The sequence below is a fragment of the Pseudomonas sp. RW409 genome, assembly GCF_003184125.1.
Taxonomy (GTDB): Bacteria; Pseudomonadota; Gammaproteobacteria; order Pseudomonadales; family Pseudomonadaceae; genus Aquipseudomonas; species Aquipseudomonas chlororaphis_I.
In genome coordinates, this window is sequence record NZ_QHHP01000002.1 from 65,503 (window position 1) to 89,064 (window position 23,562).

21 protein-coding genes and 3 pseudogenes are annotated in these 23,562 nt (G+C 66.9%); 11 read left to right on the plus strand and 13 right to left on the minus strand.

Going from position 1 to position 23,562, the window contains the following annotated elements:
- Nucleotides 1-6: 6 nt before the first annotated feature.
- Nucleotides 7-168: pseudogene (locus tag DK261_RS33115) on the plus strand (hypothetical protein); the annotation flags it as partial.
- A gap of 10 nt (nucleotides 169-178) precedes the next feature.
- Here the strand turns inward: DK261_RS33115 and DK261_RS00410 are convergent.
- Nucleotides 179-940, minus strand: coding sequence for an alpha/beta hydrolase (locus tag DK261_RS00410; protein WP_110175144.1), 762 nt, complete (start codon nucleotides 938-940; stop codon nucleotides 179-181).
- Between the two features lie 411 nt (nucleotides 941-1,351).
- On the opposite strand from DK261_RS00410, the gene DK261_RS00415 reads away from it, so the two are divergent.
- From DK261_RS00415 to DK261_RS00420, 3 genes and pseudogenes are all read left to right on the plus strand, one after another.
- A complete protein-coding gene (locus DK261_RS00415; protein ID WP_110175145.1) occupies nucleotides 1,352-2,932 on the plus strand; it encodes a serine/threonine-protein kinase in 1,581 nt (526 codons plus the stop codon).
- Nucleotides 2,933-3,042: 110 nt separating this feature from the next.
- Nucleotides 3,043-3,141, plus strand: a pseudogene (locus DK261_RS33785) (IS1595 family transposase); the annotation flags it as partial.
- Nucleotides 3,142-3,231: 90 nt separating this feature from the next.
- A complete protein-coding gene (locus tag DK261_RS00420; protein ID WP_110175146.1) occupies nucleotides 3,232-4,347 on the plus strand; it encodes a Gfo/Idh/MocA family protein in 1,116 nt (371 codons plus the stop codon).
- A gap of 109 nt (nucleotides 4,348-4,456) precedes the next feature.
- Here the strand turns inward: DK261_RS00420 and DK261_RS00425 are convergent, their stop codons facing one another.
- From DK261_RS00425 to DK261_RS00475, 11 genes are all read right to left on the minus strand, one after another.
- A complete protein-coding gene (locus tag DK261_RS00425) occupies nucleotides 4,457-5,890 on the minus strand; it encodes an FAD/NAD(P)-binding protein (RefSeq protein ID WP_110175147.1) in 1,434 nt (477 codons plus the stop codon).
- A gap of 14 nt (nucleotides 5,891-5,904) precedes the next feature.
- Complete coding sequence (locus DK261_RS00430; RefSeq protein WP_009048500.1) at nucleotides 5,905-6,672, minus strand: ABC transporter ATP-binding protein; 768 nt, start codon at nucleotides 6,670-6,672, stop codon at nucleotides 5,905-5,907.
- Nucleotides 6,673-6,675: 3 nt separating this feature from the next.
- Nucleotides 6,676-8,016 carry an ABC transporter substrate-binding protein gene (locus tag DK261_RS00435; protein WP_009048499.1) on the minus strand — a complete coding sequence of 447 codons (1,341 nt, stop codon included), beginning with the start codon at nucleotides 8,014-8,016 and terminating at the stop codon, nucleotides 6,676-6,678.
- 26 nt (nucleotides 8,017-8,042) lie between these two features.
- Nucleotides 8,043-9,092 carry a branched-chain amino acid ABC transporter permease gene (locus DK261_RS00440; protein WP_009048498.1) on the minus strand — a complete coding sequence of 350 codons (1,050 nt, stop codon included), beginning with the start codon at nucleotides 9,090-9,092 and terminating at the stop codon, nucleotides 8,043-8,045.
- Between the two features lie 4 nt (nucleotides 9,093-9,096).
- Nucleotides 9,097-9,978: a branched-chain amino acid ABC transporter permease gene (locus DK261_RS00445; RefSeq protein WP_009048497.1), complete on the minus strand. Its 882-nt coding sequence runs from the start codon at nucleotides 9,976-9,978 to the stop codon at nucleotides 9,097-9,099.
- Nucleotides 9,978-10,754: an ABC transporter ATP-binding protein gene (locus DK261_RS00450; protein ID WP_009048496.1), complete on the minus strand. Its 777-nt coding sequence runs from the start codon at nucleotides 10,752-10,754 to the stop codon at nucleotides 9,978-9,980. The genes DK261_RS00445 and DK261_RS00450 overlap by 1 nt, the downstream gene beginning before the upstream one ends.
- Entirely contained in the window at nucleotides 10,751-11,740 is a 990-nt protein-coding gene (locus tag DK261_RS00455; protein ID WP_009048495.1) for an AMP-binding protein, read from the minus strand. Before DK261_RS00455 ends, DK261_RS00450 begins: the two co-directional genes overlap by 4 nt.
- Before the next feature lie 166 nt (nucleotides 11,741-11,906).
- Nucleotides 11,907-13,325 carry an LLM class flavin-dependent oxidoreductase gene (locus DK261_RS00460; protein WP_009048494.1) on the minus strand — a complete coding sequence of 473 codons (1,419 nt, stop codon included), beginning with the start codon at nucleotides 13,323-13,325 and terminating at the stop codon, nucleotides 11,907-11,909.
- Nucleotides 13,325-13,801 (minus strand): acyl-CoA dehydrogenase, encoded by a 477-nt coding sequence (locus tag DK261_RS00465; RefSeq protein WP_028682683.1) that lies wholly within the window; start codon nucleotides 13,799-13,801, stop codon nucleotides 13,325-13,327. Before DK261_RS00465 ends, DK261_RS00460 begins: the two co-directional genes overlap by 1 nt.
- Before the next feature lie 10 nt (nucleotides 13,802-13,811).
- Nucleotides 13,812-15,014 carry an SfnB family sulfur acquisition oxidoreductase gene (locus DK261_RS00470; RefSeq protein ID WP_110175148.1) on the minus strand — a complete coding sequence of 401 codons (1,203 nt, stop codon included), beginning with the start codon at nucleotides 15,012-15,014 and terminating at the stop codon, nucleotides 13,812-13,814.
- Between the two features lie 172 nt (nucleotides 15,015-15,186).
- On the minus strand, nucleotides 15,187-15,750 hold the full coding sequence (locus DK261_RS00475; protein WP_103331379.1) for a helix-turn-helix domain-containing protein: 564 nt from the start codon (nucleotides 15,748-15,750) through the stop codon (nucleotides 15,187-15,189).
- A gap of 15 nt (nucleotides 15,751-15,765) precedes the next feature.
- Here DK261_RS00475 and DK261_RS00480 point away from each other — a divergent pair.
- Nucleotides 15,766-16,783, plus strand: a pseudogene (locus DK261_RS00480) (DMT family transporter).
- A 1-nt stretch (nucleotide 16,784) separates the two neighbouring features.
- On the opposite strand, the gene DK261_RS00485 reads toward DK261_RS00480, so the two are convergent.
- The gene (locus tag DK261_RS00485; protein ID WP_103331374.1) at nucleotides 16,785-17,228 is read right to left on the minus strand and encodes a hypothetical protein; all 444 of its coding nucleotides are present in this window, start codon (nucleotides 17,226-17,228) and stop codon (nucleotides 16,785-16,787) included.
- A 245-nt stretch (nucleotides 17,229-17,473) separates the two neighbouring features.
- Between DK261_RS00485 and DK261_RS00490 the strand changes: the two genes are divergently transcribed.
- Genes DK261_RS00490 through DK261_RS00515 form a run of 6 tightly spaced genes read left to right on the plus strand, consistent with a single transcriptional unit; the run spans nucleotide 17,474 to nucleotide 23,543 of the window.
- Nucleotides 17,474-20,392, plus strand: a complete 2,919-nt coding sequence (locus DK261_RS00490; protein ID WP_009048488.1) for a monovalent cation/H+ antiporter subunit A — start codon at nucleotides 17,474-17,476, stop codon at nucleotides 20,390-20,392.
- Nucleotides 20,392-20,736 (plus strand): Na+/H+ antiporter subunit C, encoded by a 345-nt coding sequence (locus DK261_RS00495; RefSeq protein ID WP_003202835.1) that lies wholly within the window; start codon nucleotides 20,392-20,394, stop codon nucleotides 20,734-20,736. Before DK261_RS00490 ends, DK261_RS00495 begins: the two co-directional genes overlap by 1 nt.
- Nucleotides 20,733-22,418: a monovalent cation/H+ antiporter subunit D gene (locus tag DK261_RS00500; RefSeq protein ID WP_110175149.1), complete on the plus strand. Its 1,686-nt coding sequence runs from the start codon at nucleotides 20,733-20,735 to the stop codon at nucleotides 22,416-22,418. The genes DK261_RS00495 and DK261_RS00500 overlap by 4 nt, the downstream gene beginning before the upstream one ends.
- Nucleotides 22,415-22,903, plus strand: a complete 489-nt coding sequence (locus DK261_RS00505) for a Na+/H+ antiporter subunit E (protein WP_009048486.1) — start codon at nucleotides 22,415-22,417, stop codon at nucleotides 22,901-22,903. Before DK261_RS00500 ends, DK261_RS00505 begins: the two co-directional genes overlap by 4 nt.
- Nucleotides 22,900-23,178, plus strand: a complete 279-nt coding sequence (locus DK261_RS00510; RefSeq protein ID WP_009048485.1) for a K+/H+ antiporter subunit F — start codon at nucleotides 22,900-22,902, stop codon at nucleotides 23,176-23,178. Before DK261_RS00505 ends, DK261_RS00510 begins: the two co-directional genes overlap by 4 nt.
- Nucleotides 23,175-23,543: a Na+/H+ antiporter subunit G gene (locus tag DK261_RS00515; protein ID WP_063429946.1), complete on the plus strand. Its 369-nt coding sequence runs from the start codon at nucleotides 23,175-23,177 to the stop codon at nucleotides 23,541-23,543. Before DK261_RS00510 ends, DK261_RS00515 begins: the two co-directional genes overlap by 4 nt.
- The last annotated feature ends 19 nt before the right edge of the window (nucleotides 23,544-23,562 follow it).

Sequence of the window (23,562 nt, forward strand, 5' to 3'; positions counted from 1 at the left end):
CGGGGCCTGCTCGACCAGCGCGTGCCGCGCCAGGACGAAGCCGGCAAGCTCAGCCAGCACCCGCAGCTCGGCGAGCTGGCCGAAGGCGCCGCCAAGCGCGTGCTGTCGGCGCAGATCCGCCTGCCGATCCGCCAGGTGGCCATGGACAGGCGCGAGGAGCCGGCATAAGCCGGCGCGCTCACAGCCCGCTGCGGAGCAGTTCCAGGAACCGCGGGCTCGCGTCTATCGAATTATGCCCCGCGTCCGGGACGACCTCGAGCCTGGCCACGCCGGGGGCGAAATGCGCATAGAGCGTCTCGGTGCTCGAACGCGGGATGACTTCGTCGTGTTCGGCGGCGATCAGCAACGTCGGCACGGCGATGCGCGGTGCGTATTTCCAGGATTCGAACTTGTCCCGCAGCAGCCACCTCACCGGAAGAAAGGGAAACTGGCCGGCGGCGAACTCCTGCAGGCTGTGGAACGGCGTGATCAGCACCAGGCGCGATGCCGGGCGCTGGCTGGCCAGGCGCACGGCGACAGCCGCGCCGAGGCTGCGCCCGACCACCACGATACGCGGGTGGGCGGCTTGCACCTTGTCGAACAAGGCCATGGCATCGCCCGCGATGGCCGCCTCGGAGGGCGATCCGGAACTGCCGCCATAGCCTCGGTAGTGCAGCAGGTAGAGTGCATGCTCGGGAAAGGCCCGGGCAAACTCCGGCAGGTTGAGGGACACGTCCTCGGCGTTGCCGCCGAAGTAGAGCAACGCCTTCGGACCGTCGTGGGGCCTCACGGAAACCAGCACCTCGGCGTCGGCGACCGGCAGCCTGAGCAGCGTGGCGGGGCTGGAGATGGCGCGGGGCTGGGGGAAGTAGATGAGCGAACGCTGCAACCCCCACGCCGCGACACAGAGCGCCAGGTACAAGGCGCCGAGCAACGCCAGGAGCGAAACCATTCGTGACATGTGGCTCACCTCCGTGGGCTACGAAGCGCCGCTGAACGACCGCCGGCGGTCGCTTGCAGCGCCCCAGGATAGGCTCATATGCCGGCATTGCGCACTCGACCCGGCGCCCGGGGGCTTGCCCAGCCAGGCGCAGCGCGAAACGCCAGGACGGCGGCAGACGGCGAGCCGGGAACTATCGGAAAAGTTCCCCGCTCTTATCAATTAGAGCCCCGACGGGTGACATTCGGCCCGACAGGCCGGGGTTCTGCCCAGCCAGGCGCAGCGCGAAACGCCAGGACGGCAGCAGACGGCGAGCCAGGAACTACCGGAAAAGTTCCCCGCTCTTAATTCATAGAGACCTGATCCGACGGGTGACATCCGGCCCGACAGTATCGGTGATACCTCAATCAGCGGCTGCGCACGGATTCTTTCATGGACGAACGATTACCCGAAATACCCGGCTACTGCGTGCATAGCCGGCTTGGCCAAGGCGGGATGGCCGAAGTCTACCTGGCAACCCAGGAGTCGCTGCACCGCAAGGTGGCGGTGAAGGTACTGCTCAACGCCAATGACGAGGCGTTCAGCAAGCGCTTCATCCGCGAGGGGCATATCGTCGCCTCGTTGCACCACCCCTCGATCATCACCATCCACGACATCAACAGACTGGCCGATGGCCGCTACTACCTGGCCATGGAATTCGTCGGCGGCGGCGACCTGGCCCGGCACAAGGGCGAGGTGTTCGAGCCGACGCGCGCCCTGGATATCGTCCGGCAGATCGCCACCGGCCTCGCCGTGGTGCATGAGCAGGGCCTGATCCACCGCGATATCAAGCCGGCGAACATCCTCTTTCGCAGCGACGGCACGGTGGTGATCACCGATTTCGGCATCGCCAAGGCGCTGGAGATGGACAGCGAGCTCACCGGGCTCGGGATCGCGGTCGGCAGCCCGGCCTACAGCAGCCCGGAACAGACGCAGTGCCAGCCGCTGGATATCCGCACCGACATCTACAGCCTGGGCGTGATCTTCCTGGAGATGCTCATCGGCACCAATCCGTTCCGCGGCGCCAGCTATACCCAGACCGTGATGAACCACGTGCAGATGCCGGCGCCGAGCTTGCCGGCGCACATCAGCCCGTACAAGGCGGTGCTCGAGCGGATGCTGGCGAAGGACCCCAACCAGCGCTTCGCCGACTGCCGGGCGCTGCTGCAGGCACTCGATGAGCTGGACCAGCCAGAGCAACCGGACGAGCCCAGCGAGGTGGCGCTGGAATCTACCCGCTTCGCGCCGGCCCTGGTCGATCCTGCGCCGCCCCAGGCGGAGCCCGAGCCCGCCCGCCGGCGCAGCCCGAACAGGCGCCTGGCGCTGTGGGCACTCGGCGGCCTGCTGCTGCTCGGCGCTGCCAGCGGCACCGGCCTGTACCTGCAGCAGCGGTTCGAGATCGGCGAGCTGCTGGCACGTGGCGAACAGCGCCTGGCGGCGGGCCAGCTGGTCGAGCCGGCGCAGGACAATGCCGAGTATTTCTTCAACCAGGCCTTGCAGCTCGACGAAGCCAGCGCGCAGGCCCGGCAAGGACTGCAACGGGTAGCCGCGGCGCGGATCGCCGGCTACCGGCAACTGGCCGAGCAGCGCATCGCCGAAGAACACCTGCTGGAACCCGAGGATGACAGCGCGGTGTTCTATTACCGGCAGATGCTCGGCCTGGAGCCGGGGAACGCCCAGGCGCTGGCCGGGTTGAACCAGGTGGCGCTGCTCTACGCCGAGATGAGCGAAAGCGCGTATGCCAAGGGTGATCGCGACCTGGCGCGGGCCTATATCAAGCATGGCCTGGAAGCCCGTCCGGACAGCCCCGAACTACTCGCACTCCGGGACCAGCATGAGCAGCACAAACGCAGTGCCCAGGCGCCGCGCCCGTCCGCTGCGCGGCCTTCACCGCCGCCCTCGGCACCTCAATCGACCGGCGAGCGGGCGGAACAGCCGAATGCGGCCAAACGCCTGTGGAACAGGCTCTTTTGATGTGACCAGGGCATGCGGAGCCGAGGCCGAGACATAAAAAACTATGCCTCAATAGCCTGTTGCCAGAACACGTCTGAAAGGTAGGCATCCACCCAGGAGGTCTACCGATCATGCATACGCAAGCCTTTCACCACTGGCTGGCTCAATTGAGCCCACTCAGCACCCAGCAGAGAACCACACTCAACCAAGCCCCGGCCGTCAGCGGCGCGTCACTGAAAATTTATTCCACAGATTGCAATTACCGAATTTTTATTCCATAAATAACACTCCCTACAATAAGAATTCTGAAAGGTCCGGCTATGGGTGAACTTGGAATAGGCTTGATCGGCACCGGCTTCATGGGGCGGGCCCATGCGCTGGCGTTTCGTAATGTCAGTGCGGTATTCGAATTGCCGGTGCGCCTGCACCTGGCGGCGCTGGCCGATGCCGACAGCCAGCGCGCCGAACACTGCGCCGCGGCCTGGGGATTTGCCCGGGCCCACAGCGACTGGCAACGGCTGATCGACGACCCCAGGGTCGATCTGGTGGCGATCACCACGCCCAATCACCTGCACTTCCCCATGGCCATGGCCGCGCTGAAGGCCGGCAAGGCGGTGTACTGCGAAAAACCCCTGGCGGTCAGCGTCGAGCAGGCGCAGCAGATGCAGCAGGCGGCCCAAGCCGCCGGGGTGGTCACCCGGGTCGGCTACAACTATCAGCACAACCCGATGATCGTGCAGGCCAAGGCGCTGATCGACAGCGGCGAACTGGGGCAGATCGTCAACTTCCAGGGCGAGTTCAGCGAAGACTTCATGGCCGACCCGGCCTCGCCCTTCTCCTGGCGCTGCGAGCCACAACACGCCGGCGGCGCCCTGGCCGACCTGGGCAGCCATCTGCTGGCCATGGCGCGTTATCTGCTGGGTGAGGTCGAGGCGGTCTGCGCCGACAGCCAGACCGTGCACCACCAGCGCCCGGCCAGCGCCGGCAGCCAGGAACAGCGCCCGATCGCCGTGGACGACCAGGCCCACGCCCTGCTGCGTTTCGCCAGCGGCGCCCGCGGGACCTTCAGCAGCAGCTGGCTCAAGCACGGCTACAAGAACCACCTGAGTTTCGAGATCAGCGGCACCCGCGGCACCCTGGCCTTCGACCAGGAGCGCCTCAACGAACTGCGCCTGTACCGTATCGGCGATAGCGGCTTCCAGCGTCTGCTGGCCGGGCCCGCCCTGCCCGGCTACGCCGCCTTCAGCCCGGCCCCGGGGCATCAGCTGGGCTACAACGAGCTGAAGACCCTGGAGGTGCATGAACTGATCATGGCGCTTGGCGGCCAGGGGCAAGGCGGGACGGATTTCGCGGAAGCCTGGCAGGTGGAGCGGCTGGCGGCGGCGATCCGGGTCGCGGCGCGGGAGCAGCGTTGGGTGAGTGTCGAGCCCCTTTAAAACCCCACCGCCATGCCTGTAGGAGCGAGCTTGCTCGCGATAGAAACAACGCGGTGTGTCTGACCCAACGCTTCGCGAGCAAGCTCGCTCCTACAGGGGGTTGGCGTTGTTATGCCAATGCAACCAACCGCGCCGCCAACGCCTTGGCCTGGCTGGCCACATCGGTCACCGCGGTGCTTTCCCACCACATGCCGCGCAACGGCGGGCCCATGGCGAACAGCCGACTGGCCACCTGCCCTTCGGCATCCACCACCGCGCCACCGGCGTCGGCGCGGATCCCCAGGGCCAGCGGTCCCGGCTGGATCAGGCCACGGGCCAGCAGCTGCTGCGGCAACGGTCGGGCCACCCGGCGCCAGTCGTATTCGATGCCGCTGGAGTTGATCAACGCATCCCCCGCGACCCAAGTGGTTTGCGTCTCGCCGCGACGGCGGATGCCAATCGCCAGGCGCCCATCCGCCGAAGGCTCCAAGCCCTTGAACGAGGCGGCATGGATGCGCAGCCGCCCTTCCCCGTGCAAACGCGCCACCAGCTCGGCGCTCAGCGGCGGCGAACGGTGGTGATGGCTTTCCCACCACGGCCGCACATGGCGCACGAACTGCCGGCGCTGCCCATCCGTGGCCTGGCTCCACAAGCGCCCGATATGCGCGCGCACCGTGTCCAGCGGCGCCTGCCAGTCCACGCCGTCCGCCAGCGCCTGGCGGCACTGGCGACGCAGCTCGTGCAACAGCTGGCGCGGCGTGCGGATGCTCGGGTCCTCGGCGAGAAAATCGACCCAGGCCGGTGGCTGGCGCCGCACATGGGGCAGCAGGCCGTGGCGCGAGAACACCTCGATCGGCCCGCGATGCCCAGCCTGCTCCAGGGACACCACGGCGTCGACCATGGTCAGCCCGGAGCCGATGATCAGCACCGTTGCCTGCGGGTCGAGCCGGCTCATGGCCGAGACATCCCAGGGGTCCAGCGCGGCGGCGTTGAGGCCGCTGGATTCGGTCTGCGGCGTGCGCGCCGCCGGGAACATGCCGGTGGCCAGCACGGCAAAGGCGCCGCGTAGTCGCTGGCCGTCGTCGAGGGTCAACCAGGCACCCTCGGCGTCGGCCTGCAAATCCACCGCCTCGGCGCGCACATGCGTCACCGTCGAGCCCTGCAAGGCGCCGATCGCCTGGGCTTCGGCCAGCCGTTGCTGCACATAGAGGCCGAAGATCCCGCGAGGCGGGAACAGCTCGCTGACCGGCACCGGCTGCTGCTCCGACTCGGGCCAGCCGCCGCCGGCGAGGTAGTCGCTCAGCCACTGGGTCAGGTCGTCGGAGTTGTCCGGGTCGACGCTCATGCGCGCGGCGTTGCCGTTCAGGGTGTGGCCCAGCTCGACGGCGCTGTAGGCTTCGCCGCGCCCCAGCTCGCTGCGCGGCTCGATCACCCGCACCTGGCGGCGGCCCGGCAGGCGCAGCAGTTGGGCGGCGAGCAAGGCGCCGCTCAGGCCGCCGCCGACGATCAATACATCGGCATCACGGGTGGCGCCGCTCGCCTGTCCGTTGGGTGTTTGGCTCATGGGGTTCTCACGGGTCAGTGCCTGCCTAGGTAGAAGTCCTGCAGATCGCCCCGGGCCAGCAGTTCATCGGCCGTTCCCGACCAGGCCACGCGCCCGGTGTCGAGTACGTAGGCCCTGGAGGCGTACTTGAGCGCCACATTAATGTTTTGTTCGGCGATCAGGAAGCTCACCCGCGCCTCGCGATTGAGTTGCGCGACGATTTCGAAAATCTCCTGGACGATGATCGGCGCCAGGCCCATGGACGGCTCGTCCAGCAGCACCAGGCGCGGCCGGGTCATCAGCGCGCGGCCGAGGGCGACCATCTGCTGCTCGCCGCCCGAGGTCAGCCCGGCGCGGGTGCCGCGCTTGGTTTTCAGGCGCGGGAACCAGGCGTAGATGCGCTCCAGGTCGGCGGCCAGTTCCCGGCGGCTCAAGCCACGGACAAAACCGCCGCTGCGCAGGTTGTCCTCCACCGTCAACTGCGGGAACACATGGCGCCCCTCCAGCACATGGACCATGCCCTGGCGCACCCGCTGGCTCGGGTCGACACCGGCGCTGTCCTGGCCGAGAAAGGCGATCGAGCCGCGGCTGACCTCGGCCCGCTCGGCGCGCAGCAGCCCGGAGATGGCCTTGAGGGTGGTGCTCTTGCCGGCACCGTTGGCCCCCAGCAAAGTGACGATGCCGCCCTCGGGCACGCCCAGGGAAACCCCGGCCACCGCGAGGATCGCCCCGTCGTAGATCACCTCGATATCGCGCACCTGCAACAGGTCGTCGGCCGTGGCGGCCGGGGCGGTCTGGCTCATGCGTCATTCATCCCCGGTGCAAGTGCGTGGCGTGAGGTTCTTCTCCTTGGCGAAGGCCGCCGACTTCTCGTCGATCAGTGGCCGCAGCAAGGCGCGGTCGGCGGCGATCCAGTCGCTGATCAGGGTCCAGTGGGCGCCGTCCCACTGCTGCACCCGCGCCGAACCGCCGCCCTCGTGATCGCGGCAGGACAGCTTGAGGTTCTGCATCAACCCCAGGTAACCCATGGCCTTGAGCCGGGCGTCGTCGATGTTCAGGTGCTCCAGGCCCCAGCGCCCTTCTTCGCCATTGAGCGGGCGCTTGCCGAACTTGCCCTGGGCGGTGCGGATCGCTTCGACCGCCACCGCAGCGTTCACCAGCCCGGAGTTGTAGTACACGCTGCCGAAGTTCTTCAGGTCCTTGAGGTCGCTCTTGCCCTGGTCGAGGATGTGTTGCTTGAGGCGTCGGTGGATGTCGAAATCGCTTCCCGCCGGATACGGTGTCAGCGCCAGATAGCCCTTGGCCGCGGCGCCGGCCGGCAATACGTCTTCGCTGGAGCTGGCCCAGATGTCGCCGATGATGTGGTCCACCGGGAAGCCGAAGCGCGCGGCGGTCTTCACCGCCACCGGGGTCGAGACGCCCCAGGTGCGCAGGAACACCCAGTCGGGGTTCTGCTGGCGCACCTGGCGCCATTGCGCCGACTGCTCGTTACCCGGATCGGCCACCGGGATCTGGATGTTCTCGAAGCCGTATTTCTCCGCCAGCAGCTTCAGCGGGCCGAGGGTTTCCCGGCCATAGGCCGAGTCGTGGTAGACCGTGGCGATCTTCTTGCCTTTGAGCTTGTCGAAGCCGCCCTCGCGCTCGGCGATGTAGTTCACCAGGGTCGAAGCCTCGCTGTAGAAGGTCAGCATCACCGGAAAGTTATAGGGAAACACCGTGCCGTCGGTGGCCTCGGTACGGCCGTAGCCCAGGGTGATCAGCGGGATCTTGTCGACCTCGGCGCGCTCGCTCAGGGCATAGGCCGCCGGGGCGCCGTTGGGCTGGTAGACCGCCACCGGCGCGCCATCCAGGCCGTTCTTGAAGCGCTCGTAGCACTCGATGCCCTTCTCCGCCGTCCACTCGGTCTCGCACTCCTGCCAGACCAGCTTGACCCCGTTGATCCCGCCTTCCACCTGATTGATGTAGTTCAGGTAGTCGATCATGCCGGCCCACACCTGCACCCCGCTGGAGGCATAGGCACCGACCCGGTAGGTGGCCAGCGGAAAGAACTGCTGGTCCGCCGCGGCCTGCGCCACGGGCGCCGCACCGCCGAGGATCGCCAGCGCCACCACGGCGCCGGCCAGGGAACGTTTCAAGGATGCACGCATATTTTCTCTCTACTCAGCAGTGGAATTCAGAAACGCAGCGGCCAGTGGCCCAGCCGTTGCCGGAGATTGCCCAGCAGGCGGATCAGCCCCTCCGGTTCCTTGATCAGGAACAGGATGATCAGCACGCCGAAGATGATTTTCTGCAGGTTCTGCAACTGCCCGGCATCCACCGCACCGCCCGACAGCGCTTGCCCGACGTGGCTGAGCAGGATCGGCAGCAGGCTGATAAAGGCCGCGCCGACGAAGTTGCCGGCCACGCTGCCCATGCCGCCGATAATGATGATGAACAGGATCTGGAACGAACGATTGATATCGAAGCTGCTGGCGCTGGCCGTGCCCAGGTAGGCGAACGCCCACAGGGCGCCGGCGATGCCCAGGTAGAAGGAGCTGACGGCAAATGCCAGGCGCTTGTAGCGTGCCACCGGAATGCCGATCACCGCCGCCGCGGTGTCCATGTCGCGGATCGCCATCCAGTTGCGCCCGACCTGGCTGCGCACCAGGTTCAACGCGACCCAGGTCAACAGCAGCACGCTGGCCAGGGTCAGCAGGTAACGCCCGACCGGGGTATTGAGGTCGTGGCCGAACAGGCTCAGCCGGGGCGCCGAGATGGTCCCCGAGGAGCCGTAGTTGTAGAACCAGGGAAACTTGACGAACAGCCACTCCAGGAAGAACTGCGCCGCCAGGGTGGTGACCATCAGGTAGAAGCCCTTGATCCGCGAACTGGGCAGGCCGAACAGCCAGCCCACCGCCGCGCTGACCAACCCGCCGCCGAGCAAGGCCAGGGGCAGCCCCAGCTCCGGCAGGCGCAGCAGGAAGCCGTAGGTGGCGAAGGCGCCGACCGCCATGAAGCCGGCGGCGCCGACCGAGGTCTGGCCGGTGTAGCCGGTGAGCAGGTTGAGGCCGAGCCCGGCCAGGGACAGCACCAGGAACGGAATCAAAATGGCGTTGAGCCAATAGTCGTTACCCACCAGCGGCACGCCGACCAAGGCCAGGAGCAACAGGCCGCCCAGGCCCCAGGGCAGGCGGCGCGGGACCAACAGCACAGGCGCGGTGGCCTGGGTCAAGGGAATGGACATGGATTCAGACTCGCTCGATGGCGCGCTCGCCGAACAGGCCGGCGGGACGGATATAAAGGAAGGCCAGGGCCAGCACATAGGCGAACCACGGGGTGATGCCGCCGCCGATCAGCGGGCCGATATAGACCTCGGCCAGGTTCTCGGCGGCGCCGACGATCAGCCCGCCGACAATCGCCCCGCCGATCGAGGTGAAGCCGCCGATGATCAGCACCGGCAAAGCCTTGAGCACCACCAGCGACAGCGAGAACTGCACACCCTGGCGCGCGCCCCAGAGCAGCCCGGCCACCAGCCCGACGATGCCGGCCACGGCCCAGACGATCTGCCAGATGCGGTTGAGGTTGATGCCGATCGACAGCGCGGCCGTGGTGTCGTCGGCCACCGCGCGCAGCGACACGCCGATGCGGGTCTTGTTGAACAGCAGCGCCAGCACTGTCACCAGCACCACGGCGGTGGCCGCGGCGATCAGGTCGAACTGGCTGAGCATCAACGGCCCGAGCAACAGCGGCACGTCGTCGATGCCCAGGTCCAGCGCCCTGACCTGGGAGCCCATCAACCCCTGGGCCAGGCCCTCGATGATGAACGACAGGCCCAGGGTGGCCATGAACAGGGTGATCTGCGAACGATTGACCAGCGGCCGCAGCACCAGCCGCTCGATCAGCCAGGCGCCGGCGATCATCACCAGCACCGTCGCCAGCAGCGCCAGGACAAAGGGCACGCCCTGGTCGTGCAGGCTGACGAAGGTCAGCGCGGCGAACAGCAGCATCGCGCCCTGGGCGAAATTGAACACGCCGCTGGCCTTGTAGATCAGCACGAAGCCGATGGCCACCAGCGAATACATAGTGCCGGCCAACAGGCCGCCGAGCAGGGTTTCGAAGAAAAAGCCCATCAGTGCACCACCCCCAGGTAGGCGGCGATCACCTCGGGGTCGGCCTGCACTTCGGCCGGGGTGCCGTCGCCGACCTTGCGCCCGTAGTCCAGCACCACCACATGGTCGGACAGCTCCATGACCACGCTCATATCGTGCTCGATCAGCACCACCGTGGTGCCGAGGTCGCGGTTGATATCGGCGATGAAGCGCGCCATGTCCTGCTTTTCCTCGGCGTTCATCCCGGCCATGGGCTCGTCCAGCAGCAACAGGCTGGGCCCGGCGATCAAGGCCCGGCCCAGCTCGACGCGCTTTTGCAGGCCGTAGGACAGGTTGCCCACCGGCACGTCGCGCTGGGCCTGCAAGTCGAGGAATTCGAGAACGCCCTGGGCCAGCTGCCGATGGGCCTCGGCCTCGCGCCGTGCCCGGGGCAACCCCAGGGCCTGCTCGATAAAGCTGGCGCGGGTATGCCGCGACAGGCCGCTGAGCAGGTTGTCGATCACGCTCATCTTCTTGAACAGCGCGTTGTTCTGGAAGGTGCGGCCGATGCCCCGGCGCGCGGCCCGCAAGGGGTCGATGCGCTGGAACGCCTCGCGGTCGAAGACAATCGAGCCGGCGTCGAAGCGATAGACGCCATTGAGGATATTGAGCAAGGAACTCTTGCCGGCGCCGTTGGGCCCGATCAGCGCGCAGATCTCGCCGCGCGCAACGGCGAAGGACAGTTGGTTGATCGCCTTCACCCCCTTGAACGACAGGGAGATGGCATTGACTTGCAGGATGGGGTCGGCGGCGCTCATGCGATATTCCGTTTGAATTCGGCCAGCCACACCGGCGCCGAAGGTTTCGAGGGCGTGCCGGGGGCCTGCCAGATGTAATCCAGGCGCTGGAACCCCAGGAGCCGGCGCACCCGGTTCTTCAGCAGCCGTTGCAGGGGGCGGTGCGGCTGGGCAATGGCCCAGTCGCACAGGCGGCGGCGCCAGCTGCCGGGGGGTGCCAGGCGACTTTCGATGTCGTCGGCCAGGCGTTGCAGGCAAGGGCCCGAGAGCAGCAGGCCGCTGGGAGCGACATCGCGGCGGTCGCGGCTGGCCGAACCGCGGCTTTCCGGAAAGGCCAGGCTATGGCCGCTGTGCAGCCACTGGTGCAGCAAGACCCTCAGGCCTTCCGGCCAGTGCGTGCCCTCCTCGCTCCACAGCTGCGCGGCATGGGCCGGATGCCGCCAGTGGTTCTGGCGCTGGGGCTTTTCCCGGCTGCCCAGCAGGTCGCTGAAGGCCAGCACCGGCTGGCGCGAACCCTCTGGCAGGCGCGGAACCGCCTGGTGGGCGATCAATACCTGCGGGGCAACGCTGTTTTCGCCCGCCGCGACCCAGCGCAGCAGTTGCTGGCGCGAATGCACGAAGGCATGGCTGGGGCGCAGGTTCCACAGGGCCTGGCGCAGGGCTTGCGGGTCGAGCTCGTCGCTCAGGGTCAGCACCTGGCCGCCCACCCGTTGCGCGGCCAGGGCCAGAAGCAGCAGGTTGGGCTCGAACAGGCCGCTCAACGCCAGTCGCGAGCCTTCGTCGAAACCCTGTTGCCGCAGGCCGTCGGCCAGGCGCTCGACATCCCGCGCGGCATCGATCCAGCGCCAGTTGTACCAATGGCCGTGGCGCTTGTGGCGCAACGCACTGGCCAGCGGGCTGACCTGCGCCCAGTGCTGCAACAGCTCCAGGGCCGCGGGCAGCAGCACGCTGTTTTCCGGTGTTCGTGCATCCGCCGGGGGCGAACGCTTGAGTTCATGCACGCTCATGGACTGACCTCGTTCCTTGGGCAAAAGCGTGCGGTGGTCCGCTGGCTGGTTTTTTGGTTTGCACTGCACCTGTAGCCGCTGCCGCAGGCTGCGATCGACCGGAACGGTCGCGGCGATTGCACTCACGCCGGAGGTCCTCCGGACCTATCGCAGCCTTCGGCAGCGGCTACAGGGACGGTATCCGGATGGAGGCCACCTGCTGCTCCTGGCGATGCAAGGCCGCCAGGTCGCGATAAGCGCTGCCCGGATGACTCTCCGGCAAGCGCGGCCCGGCGCCGAACAGCTTCTCGCGCAAGGTGCCGGGGGCGTATTCGGTCTTGTACACGCCGCGCTTCTGCAGCTCGGGGACCAGCAGTTCGACGGCGTCGACAAAGGTTTCGTGGGTCAGCGCATAGGCCAGGTTGAAGCCGTCCACATCGGTGTCCTCGACCCACTCCTGGAGCAGGTCGGCCACGGTTTCCGGGCTGCCGACGAACAGCGGGCCGAAGCCGCCGATGCCGACCCAGTCCGCCAGCTCATGGGGCGTCCAGACCTTGTTCGGGTCGGCCGTAGAGAAGGCTTCCACCGCCGACTGGATGGCGTTGGTGTGCACATGCTTGAGCGGCTCATCGGGCTTGAACTGGCTGAAGTCGATGCCGGTCCAGCCGGAAATCAGCGCCATGGCGCCCTCGTAGCTGACCCAGGACTTGTACTCCTCGAACTTGGCCCTGGCCTTGGCGTCGGTCTCGCCGAGGATCACCGTCTGCAGGTTGAAGATCAGGATCTTCGCCGGATCGCGCCCGGCCTCGGCGGCGCGGCGACGGATATCGGCCACGGTCTTTTTCAGCAGCACCTTGGATGGCGCGGCGACAAACACGCACTCGGCCTGCTCGGCAGCGAACTGCTTGCCACGGCTCGACGCGCCGGCCTGGTAAAGCACCGGGGTGCGTTGCGGCGAAGGCTCGCAGAGGTGGATGCCCGGCACCTGGAAGTGTTGGCCGAAGTGCTGGATCTCATGGATCTTGCTCGGGTCGCTGAAGATCCGTCGTTCCCGGTCGCGCAGCACCGCGCCCTCTTCCCAGCTGCCTTCCCAGAGCTTGTAGCAAACCTCCAGATATTCCTCGGCGTAGTCGTAGCGGGCGTCGTGCTCGGTCTGGGCTTTCTGCCCGAGGTTCTTCGCCCCGCTTTCCAGGTAGGAAGTGACGATGTTCCAGCCGGCCCGGCCCTTGGTCAGGTGATCGAGGGTCGATAGGCGCCGGGCGAAGGGATAGGGATGCTCGAACGACAAGGAGGCGGTCAGGCCGAAGCCCAGGTGTTCGGTGACCAGGGCCATGGGCGGGATCAGTTGCAGCGGGTCGTTCACCGGCACCTGGGCCGCCTGGCGGATCGCCGTCTCACCGTTGCCCTGGTAGACGTCATAGATGCCCAGCACATCGGCAATGAACAGGCCGTCGAACTTGCCGCGCTCGAGGATCCGCGCCAGGTCGGTCCAGTATTCGAGGTCCTTGTACTGCCAGGAGCGGTCCCGGGGGTGGGCCCACAGGCCCGGCGACTGGTGGCCGACACAGTTCATGTCGAAGGCGTTGAGACGGATTTCACGGGACATCAAACCGCACTCCTGAAACTGGGCGGCACCACGCCGTTGAGGCGGTAGTTGCCGATCAACGGGTATTTCCAGCGCAACGGCTCATCCAGCGCGGCGGGCAGCGGACTGCGCTGGCCGGTCAACTCGAACTCGGCGTGGCTCACCGCGAGCAAGGCCTCGCGGCTGGCGATGGCCGCCTCGGCCTGGGCCACCCCGACCTCGGCGACATCCTGTTCCCTGGCGAGCAAGGCCTGCGCCCGCTCCTGCAAGGCGGCGGCGACTTCGATCCGGATCAGCAGGTCGCCAAAGCGGCTGATCACATAAGGGTCGTCGCTGGCCCTGGCCAGGCCGCTGCCGGGCCAGGGCCTGGCCTGTTCACGGACAAAGGTGAGGGTCGATTGCAGCAGTTCGCGGGCGCGACTCAGGTCGCCATGGCTTGGCTCATGCTCTGCATCGGAGTGTTTTTGCTGGGTGGTGGCTTGGCTCAATGCGTTCATGGGCGATTCCTCAGTTCCAGGCGTGGCGTGCCGGCTTGACGCCGTTGAGCAGGAAGTTGCCGATCAGGTGGTATTTCCAGCGCGCCGGGTCATGCAGGGTGTGGGTCCGCGCGTTGCGCCAGTAGCGGTCGAGGTTGTACTTGCCGAGCACCGAGCGGGTGCCGGCCAGCTCGAACAGCTTGCTGCTGGCGAGCAAGGCGCTTTCCGTCGACAGCACCTTGGCTTGCGCCACCACCACCGAGGCCTGGGCCACGGTGTCTTCGTTGGGCTCGCGCAAGGCCTGGTCGATGGCCAGGCCGGCTTTTTCCAGGATCGCTTCGCTGCCGTGGACCCGCCATTCCAGGTCGCCAATGGCGGCGATAGTGAACGGGTCCTGCCAGCCATGGTCCTGGCCGCTGTCGATCCAGGGCCGCGACTGGCGGGCGTGGCGCTTGGCCTCTTCCAGGGCGCCGACTGCCAGGCCGGTGTCCACCGCCGCCTGGATGATCTGCGAGATCGGCCCGTCGGCGGTGGGCTGGTCGAACGCGCGATGGGCCGGGATCACCGCGCTCAGCGGCACCTGCACCGCCTCGAGGGTGACGCCGCCGCTGGCGGTGGTGCGCTGGCCGAAACCGTCCCAGCTGTCGATCACCGTCAGGCCGGGGTTATCCCGTTCGATAAAAGCGATGAACGCCTTGTTCTCTTCGTCGACCGCCACCGCCGGCACGATATGGGCGAACAAGGCACCGGTGCAGTAGAACTTCTCGCCGTCGATCCGCGCGCCGTCGGCGTTGAAGCGGATGCGGGTCTCGAAGGCGCCTGCGTGCTTGCTGCCGGCTTCGGAGAACGCGTTGCCGAAGCGATACCCCTGCAGCACCTTGGCGAAGTAGTAGCGCTTCTGCGCTTCGCTGGCGGTCTGCAGCAGGATGTCGAGCACGCCCAGGTGGTTCTGCGGCAGCTGGCCGAGGGACGAGTCGGCGGCGGAAATGATCTTGATCACCTCCGCCACCGTCACGTAGGACACCCCGGCGCCGCCGTAGGCCTTGGGAATGGTGATGCCCCACAGGCCGCTGGCGGAGAACTCGTCGAGCTCGGCGAACGGCAGGCGCCGCTCGCGATCGCGCACGCTGGCCTCGACGGCGAAACGTTCGGCCAGGGTCCGGGCGACGGCGATTGCCTCGGCATCGGAGCGGATGATGTGGGCGGTTCGGGTGGGTTGAGCGGTGGCTGTCATGGCCGACTCCAGGTCCTGTCGAATGCGGAAGATCCGTTCTGACCGGGAGATTGCAGGAGTCGTGCCGAAGCCTATAAAGCTTATGAATCAGTAAGTTGAATCGAACTCATAAGAAATAGAATCAACTTAAAACAGGCAAAATGTTCAAGCACTGTTGCCCAGGCAACAGTGCTCAGATCACCACGTTGCGCACGAAACGCACCGCCACCGTCCCATCGTTGCGATAGGCATGTGGCAGGTTGCTGGCGAACATGAAGAACTCGCCGCTGTCCAGGCGCCGCTCCTGCTCGCCCAGGACCAGGGTCAGGCAGCCCTCGCAGACATACAGCTGCTCGCTCCAGCCTTCGGCGTCCGGCTCCGACAGGTATTGCTCACCCGGTTCCAGGCGCCACTCCCACAGCTCCACTTCGCGGCAGGCGTTGGCCTTGGCCAGCAGCACCGCCTTGCTCCCGGGAAGCAGCCCGGCCCAGGCCAGCTCGTTGATGCGGCTCGGGTCGCGGGCATCGGGGGCCTGGATCAGGTCGCTGAAGGCCACGTCCAGGGCCTCGGCCACCCGGTCCAGGGTGCTGAGGCTGACATTCTTCTCACCGGCCTCGATGGCCACCAGCATCCGTCGGCTGACCCCGGACCTTTCCGCCAGGGCGCTCTGGCTCAGCTCGGCGGCGTGGCGCAGGCGCCGGACGTTGTGACTGACATGCTGCAGCACGGATGCGCGCTGCCCAGGATCTTTGTGCACTATATTGCTCACTGTATGGATTTGCGCAGTATACTGCCCAACTTCGCGGCGCATTGTGCGGCCGCCCCGGGTAGCGCGCAAGGGCATGACGTCGGTGAACTCCTCCAAACCTTCCTCCTTCTTCCTCAAACTGAGCAAAGCCGAGTGCGTGCTGGTGCTGATCACCATGGTCTGGGGCGGGACCTTTCTCACCGTGCAGCACGCCATGACCGTCAGCGGCCCGATGTTCTTCGTCGGCCTGCGGTTCGCCGCGGCGGCCTGCATCGTCGGGCTGTTCTCCCTGCGCAGCCTGCGCGGGCTGACCCTGTTCGAACTCAAGGCCGGGGTCTTCATCGGCACCGCCATCATGCTCGGCTACGGCCTGCAGACCGTGGGCCTGCAAAGCATTCCCAGCAGCCAGTCGGCCTTTATCACCGCGCTGTACGTGCCCTTCGTGCCGCTGCTGCAATGGCTGTTCATGGGCAAGCGCCCGGGGCTGATGCCGAGCATCGGCATCATGCTGGCCTTCACCGGCCTGATGCTGCTCTCAGGGCCGAGCGGCGCCGCGCTGGACTTCAGCCCGGGCGAAATCGCCACCCTGATCAGCACCGTGGCCATCGCCGCGGAAATCATCCTGATCAGCACCTACGCCGGCCAGGTCGATGTGCGCCGGGTCACCGTAGTACAACTGGCTGCCACCTCGGTGCTGTCGTTCCTGATGGTGGTGCCGACCCAGGAAGCCATCCCGGACTTTTCCTGGCTGCTGCTGGCCAGTGCCCTGGGCCTGGGCGCCGCCAGCGCGGCGATCCAGGTGGCGATGAACTGGGCGCAGAAAAGCGTCTCGCCGACCCGCGCCACCCTGATCTACGCCGGCGAACCGGTGTGGGCCGGGCTGGTCGGGCGCATCGCCGGCGAGCGCCTGCCGGCCCTGGCCCTGCTGGGCGGCGCGCTGATCGTCGCGGCGGTGATCGTCAGCGAGTTGAAGACCAAGGGTAAGAGTAGCGAGGTGGTCGAGGCGGATCGGCTGGATGAGACGGCGGATTCGCAACGCTGAGTCAGCGCGGCAACGACTCGACAATGGCCGCCAGTTCCTGCCGGGACAGCTGGCCAGCCTTTACGGCAGCAACAATGTCTTCTCGCGTCATGGTTTGAGCCGGGGCCTGCTCGGCATCGACATTCCATAACCACAGGGGGCTGATCCGCTCCTGCCCCGGCCAGAAGGCCTTGGGCAAGGCTTCCTGAGCGATGACGCCCTTGTGATAGAAGTACGCCAGGTAGCGGCTATGGCCCTCGGCAAAGCCGGTGTCGTAATAGAGCACCGTGCCGGCGGGCAAGGCCGCCGCCGCTGGCCCTTCGATCGACAAGGGCTCCAGGGTCTTGAAGCGGCTCATGCCGGCAGTGGGCCCGGCCAGGGTCAGCCACAGCCAGACAATCCAGCCGCCGAAGGCCATCAGCAGCAGGCTGGCGAGGGTTTTGCGGGTAAAGGTTCCGAGGGTCATAAAGGGCCTGTCTGCTTCCGTTCAAGCGGGTCCGTTGCCAAGGGGCGCGACCATAGCACCGCGCGCAGCGCTTTGTTGTCATTCATGCTGGGCAAACTGCCATGACTTTGGTGCCGGCTGGCTTTTCGTTCCCTGTCTTGAACGCCGTTCGAAGGGGTTTTGTAGGATCCTGCCACAGCTTCAAGGTTGGTGATCACAGAGTCGGCACGTATGATGCATCACAATTTCCCGCAGATTAGAAGCCTATGTCCCTGATAGTTCTACTGCTTCTGCCTTTTATCGGCAGCTGTCTGGCGGCCCTGCTGCCGCACAACGCGCGTAACACCGAGTCCCTGCTGGCCGGCCTGGTCGCCTTGGCCGGTACCGTGGCGGTGGCCTCGATGTACCCGCAGATCGCCCATGGCGGCGTGATCCGTGAAGAATTCAACTGGCTGCCCAGCCTCGGCCTGAACTTCGTCCTGCGCATGGACGGCTTCGCCTGGCTATTCTCCATGCTGGTGCTGGCCATCGGCACCCTGGTGTCGCTCTACGCGCGCTACTACATGTCGCCGGAAGACCCGGTGCCGCGCTTCTTCGCGTTTTTCCTGGCCTTCATGGGCGCCATGCTCGGCCTGGTGATTTCCGGCAACCTGATCCAGATCGTGTTCTTCTGGGAACTGACCAGCCTGTTCTCCTTCCTGTTGATCGGCTACTGGCACCACCGCTCCGATGCCCGGCGCGGCGCCTACATGGCGCTGATGGTCACCGGCGCGGGGGGCTTGTGCCTGCTGGCGGGGGTCATGCTGCTCGGCCATGTGGTCGGCAGCTACGACCTGGACCAGGTCCTGGCTGCCGGAGATCTCATCCGAGCCCACGCCCTCTACCCCATCCTCCTGCCCCTGATCCTGATCGGCGCCCTCAGCAAAAGCGCGCAGTTCCCCTTCCACTTCTGGCTACCCCACGCCATGGCCGCGCCGACACCGGTCTCGGCCTACCTGCACTCGGCGACCATGGTCAAGGCCGGGGTCTTCCTCCTTGCCCGCCTCTGGCCGTCGCTGTCCGGCAGCGAAGAATGGTTCTGGATCGTCGGCGGCGCCGGTGCCGCGACCCTGGTGCTGGGCGCCTACTGCGCGATGTTCCAGAACGACCTCAAGGGCCTGCTGGCCTACTCGACCATCAGCCACCTGGGCCTGATCACCCTGCTGCTGGGCCTGAACAGCCCGCTGGCCGCGGTGGCCGCGGTGTTCCATATCCTCAACCACGCCACCTTCAAGGCCTCGCTGTTCATGGCCGCCGGCATCATCGACCACGAAAGCGGCACCCGCGACATCCGCAAGCTCAACGGCCTGATCAAGCTGATGCCGTTCACCGCGACCCTGGCCATGGTCGCCAGCGCCTCCATGGCCGGCGTGCCGCTGCTCAACGGTTTCCTGTCAAAAGAGATGTTCTTCGCCGAGACGGTGTTCATCAATTCCACCGCCTGGGTCGAGGCCGCCCTGCCGGTGATCGCCACCATCGCCGGGACCTTCAGCGTCGCCTACTCCCTGCGCTTCACCGTGGATGTGTTCTTCGGTAAACCGGCCGAAGACCTGCCGCATACGCCCCACGAGCCACCGCGCTGGATGCGCGCGCCGGTGGAGCTGCTGGTGTTCACCTGCCTGCTGGTGGGGATCTTCCCGGCGCAGATGGTCGGCCCGCTGCTGGCCGCGGCCGCCCAGCCAGTGGTCGGCGGCACCCTGCCGGAGTACAGCCTGGCGATCTGGCACGGCCTGAATGCGCCGATCATCATGAGCCTGATCGCCATGTCCGCTGGCATCGTGCTCTACCTGCTGCTGCGCGCCCCGCTGGTGCGCGGCCACTTCGCCTACCCACCGCTCATTGGCCGCTTCAACGGCAAGCGCCTGTTCGAGCGCAGCCTGGTGAGCATGATGCGCCTGGCCCGGCGCCTGGAGCGGCACATCAGCACCAAGCGCCTGCAGACCCAGCTGTTCCTGCTGGTGCTGGTGGCGGTGCTGGCCGGCCTGATCCCGATGCTCTACAGCAGCCTGAGCTGGGGCGACCGGCCGAAGATCCCGGGCTCCATCGTCTTCGTCACCCTCTGGCTGCTGGCCATCGCCTGCGCCCTGGGCGCCGCCTGGCAAGCCAAGTACCACCGCCTGGCGGCCCTGACCATGGTCAGCGTCTGCGGCCTGATGACCTGCGTGACCTTCGTCTGGTTCTCCGCGCCGGACCTGGCCCTAACCCAGCTGGTGGTGGAAGTGGTGACCACAGTGCTGATCCTGCTCGGCCTGCGCTGGCTGCCACGGCGGATCGAGGACGTCTCGCCACTGCCGAGCAGCGTGCCCAAGGCCCGTGCCCGCCGCCTGCGCGACCTGCTGCTGTCGATCGCCGTCGGCCTGGGCATGGCCGTGCTGTCCTACGCCATGCTGACCCGCCAGACCCCCAACGACATTTCTTCGTTCTACCTCAGCCGCGCCCTGCCGGAAGGCGGTGGCAGCAATGTGGTAAACGTGATGCTGGTGGACTTCCGCGGCTTCGACACCCTGGGCGAGATCACCGTGCTGGCGGCCGTGGCCCTGACCGTATTCGCCCTGCTGCGACGCTTCCGCCCACCGAAGGAAAGCATGCAGCTGCCAGCCCAGCAGCGCCTGCTGGCGCCCGACGTGGTCACCGACCTGGTCAACCCGCGCCAGGCCAGCGACACCGCCCTGGGCTTCATGATGGTGCCGGCGGTGCTGGTGCGCCTGCTGCTGCCGATCGCCCTGGTGGTGTCGTTCTACCTGTTCATGCGCGGCCACAACCTGCCGGGCGGCGGTTTCGTCGCCGGCCTGGTGATGTCGGTGGCGTTCATCCTGCAATACATGGTCGCCGGCACCCAGTGGGTCGAGGCCCAGATGAGCCTGCGACCGCTGCGCTGGATGGGCACCGGCCTGCTGTTCGCCACCCTGACCGGGCTCGGCGCCCTGGCGTTCGGCTACCCGTTCCTGACCACCCACACCCTGCACCTGGACCTGCCGCTGCTCGGTGATATCCATATCGCCAGCGCGCTGTTCTTCGACATCGGCGTGTATGCCGTGGTGGTCGGCTCGACCCTGCTGATCCTCACCGCGCTGGCGCACCAGTCGGTGCGGGCGCACAAGCCGAGCCCGTCCAAATCCCTTGCCAAGACAGGAGCCACTGCCTGATGGAAGAAGTCATTGCAATTGCCATTGGTGTGCTGGCGGCCTCCGGCGTCTGGCTGGTGCTGCGGCCACGGACCTTCCAGGTGGTGATGGGCCTGTGCCTGCTGTCCTACGGGGTCAACCTGTTCATCTTCAGCATGGGCAGCCTGTTCATCGGCAAGGAGCCGATCATCAAGGACGGCGTGCCCCAGGACCTGCTGCACTACACCGACCCGCTGCCCCAGGCGCTGGTGCTCACGGCGATCGTCATCAGCTTCGCCATGACCGCGCTGTTCCTGGTGGTGCTGCTGGCGTCCAGGGGCCTGACCGGCACCGACCATGTGGATGGCCGGGAGCCCAAGGAATGAGCCTGATGCCGCACCTGATCGTCGCGCCTATCCTGCTGCCGCTGCTGACCGCCGCGGTGATGCTGATGCTCGGCGAGAAACATCGCCCGCTCAAAGCCAAGATCAACCTGTTCTCCAGCATGCTCGGCCTGGGCATCTCCGTGTTGTTGCTGGTCTGGACCCAGCAGACCGGCGTGCCCGGCTCCGTCGGCGTGTACCTGCCGGGCAACTGGCAGGTGCCGTTCGGCATCGTGCTGGTGGTCGATCGCCTGTCGGCGCTGATGCTGGTACTCACCGGGATCATCGGCGTCAGCGCCCTGCTGTTCGCCATGGCTCGCTGGGACCGCGCCGGGGCCAGCTTCCACGCGTTGTTCCAGATCCAGCTGATGGGCCTGTACGGCGCCTTCCTGACCGCCGACCTGTTCAACCTGTTCGTGTTCTTCGAAGTGCTGCTGGCCGCCTCCTACGGCCTGATGCTCCACGGCTCCGGCCGCGCGCGGGTGTCCGCCGGCCTGCACTACGTGGCGATCAACCTGCTGGCCTCGTCGCTGTTCCTGATCGGCGCGGCGCTGATCTACGGCGTCACCGGCACCCTGAACATGGCCGACCTGGCGCTGAAGATCCCGCTGGTGCCGGAAGCCGACCGCGGCCTGCTGCACGCCGGCGCGGCGATCCTCGCCACCGCGTTCCTGGCCAAGGCCGGCATCTGGCCGCTGAACTTCTGGCTGGTGCCGGCCTACTCCGCGGCCAGCGCGCCGGTGGCGGCGATGTTCGCGATCATGACCAAGGTCGGCGTCTACACCCTGCTGCGCCTGTGGACCCTGCTGTTCTCCGGGCAGGCCGGGGCCTCGGCCTACTTCGGTGGCGACTGGCTGATCTACGGCGGCATGGCGACCATCGCCTGCGCGGCCCTGGCGATCCTCGCCGCGCAGCGCCTGGAACGCATGGCCAGCCTGAGCATCCTGGTCTCGGCCGGGATCCTCCTGGCAGCGATTGGCTTCGCCCAGCCCAGGCTGATCGCCGGCGCGCTGTTCTACCTGGTCAGCTCGACCCTGGCCCTGAGCGCGCTGTTCCTCCTGGCGGAGCTGATCGAGCGCTCGCGCTCGGCCAACGAAATCCCCCTGGACGACGAGACCGAAGCCCTGCCCCGGCCCCTGGAGTCGCTGCAACCGCCACCGGGCACCAACCTCGACGACGAGCGCAAAGCCGTGGTCGGCCAGGTGATTCCCTGGACCATGGCCTTCCTCGGCCTGAGCTTCATTGCCTGTGCGCTGCTGATCATCGGCATGCCGCCGCTGTCGGGTTTCATCGGCAAGCTGAGCCTGATCGGCGCCCTGCTCAACCCCGCCGGGCTGGGCCAGGCCAGCGATGCGCCGCTGTCCGGCGCCGCCTGGGGCCTGCTGGCCTTGCTGATCCTCTCCGGCCTGGCGTCGCTGATCGCCTTTTCGCGCCTGGGCATCCAGCGCTTCTGGAGCCCGGAAGAACGGCCGTCGCCGCTGCTGCGGCGCTTCGAGTGCGTTCCGATCATCGCCCTGCTAGGGCTGTGCATGCTGCTGACCGTCAAGGCCGAGCCGCTGCTGCGCTTTACCCAGGCCGCCGCCGACAGCCTCAACGACCCGCAGCAATATGTGATGGCCGTGCTCGGCACCCGGGCGGTCCCCAGCCCCGAGGCCCAGGCGGCGTTGCAGGAGGTGCAGCCATGAAGCGCCTGTTCCCCGCGCCCTGGTTGTCCCTGGCGCTGTGGCTGCTGTGGCTGGTGCTGAACCTGTCCGTCAGCCCCGGCAACCTGCTGCTCGGCGCGCTCCTGGGCTTCTGCGCGCCGTTGATGATGCGGCCGTTGCGCCCGCTGCCGATCCGTATCCGCCGCCCCGCGACCATCCTGCGCCTGTTCCTGCTGGTCGGCCGCGATGTGCTGCTGTCGAACCTGGCCGTGGCCTGGGGCGTGCTCAACGCCGGACGCCGCCCGCCGCGCTCGCGCTTCGTCAAGATCCCCCTGGACCTGCGCGACGCCAACGGCCTGGCCGCGCTCTCGACCATCACCACGGTGGTGCCGGGCACGGTGTGGTCCGAGCTGTCCCTGGACCGCAGCATCCTGCTGCTGCATGTGTTCGACCTGGACGACGAAGCGGCTTTCATCCAGCACTTCAAGACGACCTACGAGCGTCCGTTGATGGAGATCTTCGAATGAGTGCCCTGCTCACGAACGCGATCCTGCTCAGCCTGTTCCTGTTTTCCGTGGCCATGGTCCTGACCCTGGTCCGGCTGTTCAAGGGCCCCTCGGCCCAGGACCGGGTCCTGGCCCTGGACTACCTGTACATCCTGGCGATGCTGATGATGCTGGTGCTGGGCATCCGTTATGCCAGCGACACCTACTTCGAGGCGGCGCTGCTGATCGCCCTGTTCGGCTTCGTCGGCTCCTTCGCCCTGGCCAAATTCCTCCTGCGTGGCGAGGTGATCGAATGAATGCCGTCAGTGAACTGTCGTGGTGGATCGAGGTACCGGTGGCGATCCTGCTGGTGCTCAGCAGCGCCTTCGCCCTGATCGGTGCGATCGGCATCGTGCGCATGAAGAGTTACTTCCAGCGCATGCACCCGCCGGCCCTGGCCTCGACCCTGGGCGCCTGGTGCGTGGCCCTGGCGTCGATCCTGTATTTCTCAGGGATGAAATCCGCGCCGGTGCTGCACGCCTGGCTGATTCCGATCCTGCTGTCGATCACCGTGCCGGTGACCACCCTGCTGCTGGCGCGGGCGGCGCTGTTCCGCAAGCGCATGGCCGGCGACGATGTGCCGGCGGAGGTCAGCAGCCGGCGTCGCGAAAGCGGCAGTTGAGGGATGCCCGCCACACGCG

Coding starts and splice junctions, on each gene's coding strand:
- DK261_RS00465 (WP_028682683.1), bottom strand. CDS start 13,801: ATGAACGCATTGAGCCAAGCCACCACCCAGCAAAAACACTCCGATGCA.
- DK261_RS00450 (WP_009048496.1), bottom strand. CDS start 10,754: ATGAGCGCCGCCGACCCCATCCTGCAAGTCAATGCCATCTCCCTGTCG.
- DK261_RS00420 (WP_110175146.1), top strand. CDS start 3,232: ATGGGTGAACTTGGAATAGGCTTGATCGGCACCGGCTTCATGGGGCGG.
- DK261_RS00415 (WP_110175145.1), top strand. CDS start 1,352: ATGGACGAACGATTACCCGAAATACCCGGCTACTGCGTGCATAGCCGG.
- DK261_RS00470 (WP_110175148.1), bottom strand. CDS start 15,014: ATGACAGCCACCGCTCAACCCACCCGAACCGCCCACATCATCCGCTCC.
- DK261_RS00425 (WP_110175147.1), bottom strand. CDS start 5,890: ATGAGCCAAACACCCAACGGACAGGCGAGCGGCGCCACCCGTGATGCC.
- DK261_RS00495 (WP_003202835.1), top strand. CDS start 20,392: ATGGAAGAAGTCATTGCAATTGCCATTGGTGTGCTGGCGGCCTCCGGC.
- DK261_RS00500 (WP_110175149.1), top strand. CDS start 20,733: ATGAGCCTGATGCCGCACCTGATCGTCGCGCCTATCCTGCTGCCGCTG.
- DK261_RS00510 (WP_009048485.1), top strand. CDS start 22,900: ATGAGTGCCCTGCTCACGAACGCGATCCTGCTCAGCCTGTTCCTGTTT.
- DK261_RS00435 (WP_009048499.1), bottom strand. CDS start 8,016: ATGCGTGCATCCTTGAAACGTTCCCTGGCCGGCGCCGTGGTGGCGCTG.
- DK261_RS00455 (WP_009048495.1), bottom strand. CDS start 11,740: ATGAGCGTGCATGAACTCAAGCGTTCGCCCCCGGCGGATGCACGAACA.
- DK261_RS00505 (WP_009048486.1), top strand. CDS start 22,415: ATGAAGCGCCTGTTCCCCGCGCCCTGGTTGTCCCTGGCGCTGTGGCTG.
- DK261_RS00490 (WP_009048488.1), top strand. CDS start 17,474: ATGTCCCTGATAGTTCTACTGCTTCTGCCTTTTATCGGCAGCTGTCTG.
- DK261_RS00410 (WP_110175144.1), bottom strand. CDS start 940: ATGTCACGAATGGTTTCGCTCCTGGCGTTGCTCGGCGCCTTGTACCTG.
- DK261_RS00485 (WP_103331374.1), bottom strand. CDS start 17,228: ATGACCCTCGGAACCTTTACCCGCAAAACCCTCGCCAGCCTGCTGCTG.
- DK261_RS00430 (WP_009048500.1), bottom strand. CDS start 6,672: ATGAGCCAGACCGCCCCGGCCGCCACGGCCGACGACCTGTTGCAGGTG.
- DK261_RS00445 (WP_009048497.1), bottom strand. CDS start 9,978: ATGGGCTTTTTCTTCGAAACCCTGCTCGGCGGCCTGTTGGCCGGCACT.
- DK261_RS00460 (WP_009048494.1), bottom strand. CDS start 13,325: ATGTCCCGTGAAATCCGTCTCAACGCCTTCGACATGAACTGTGTCGGC.
- DK261_RS00515 (WP_063429946.1), top strand. CDS start 23,175: ATGAATGCCGTCAGTGAACTGTCGTGGTGGATCGAGGTACCGGTGGCG.
- DK261_RS00440 (WP_009048498.1), bottom strand. CDS start 9,092: ATGTCCATTCCCTTGACCCAGGCCACCGCGCCTGTGCTGTTGGTCCCG.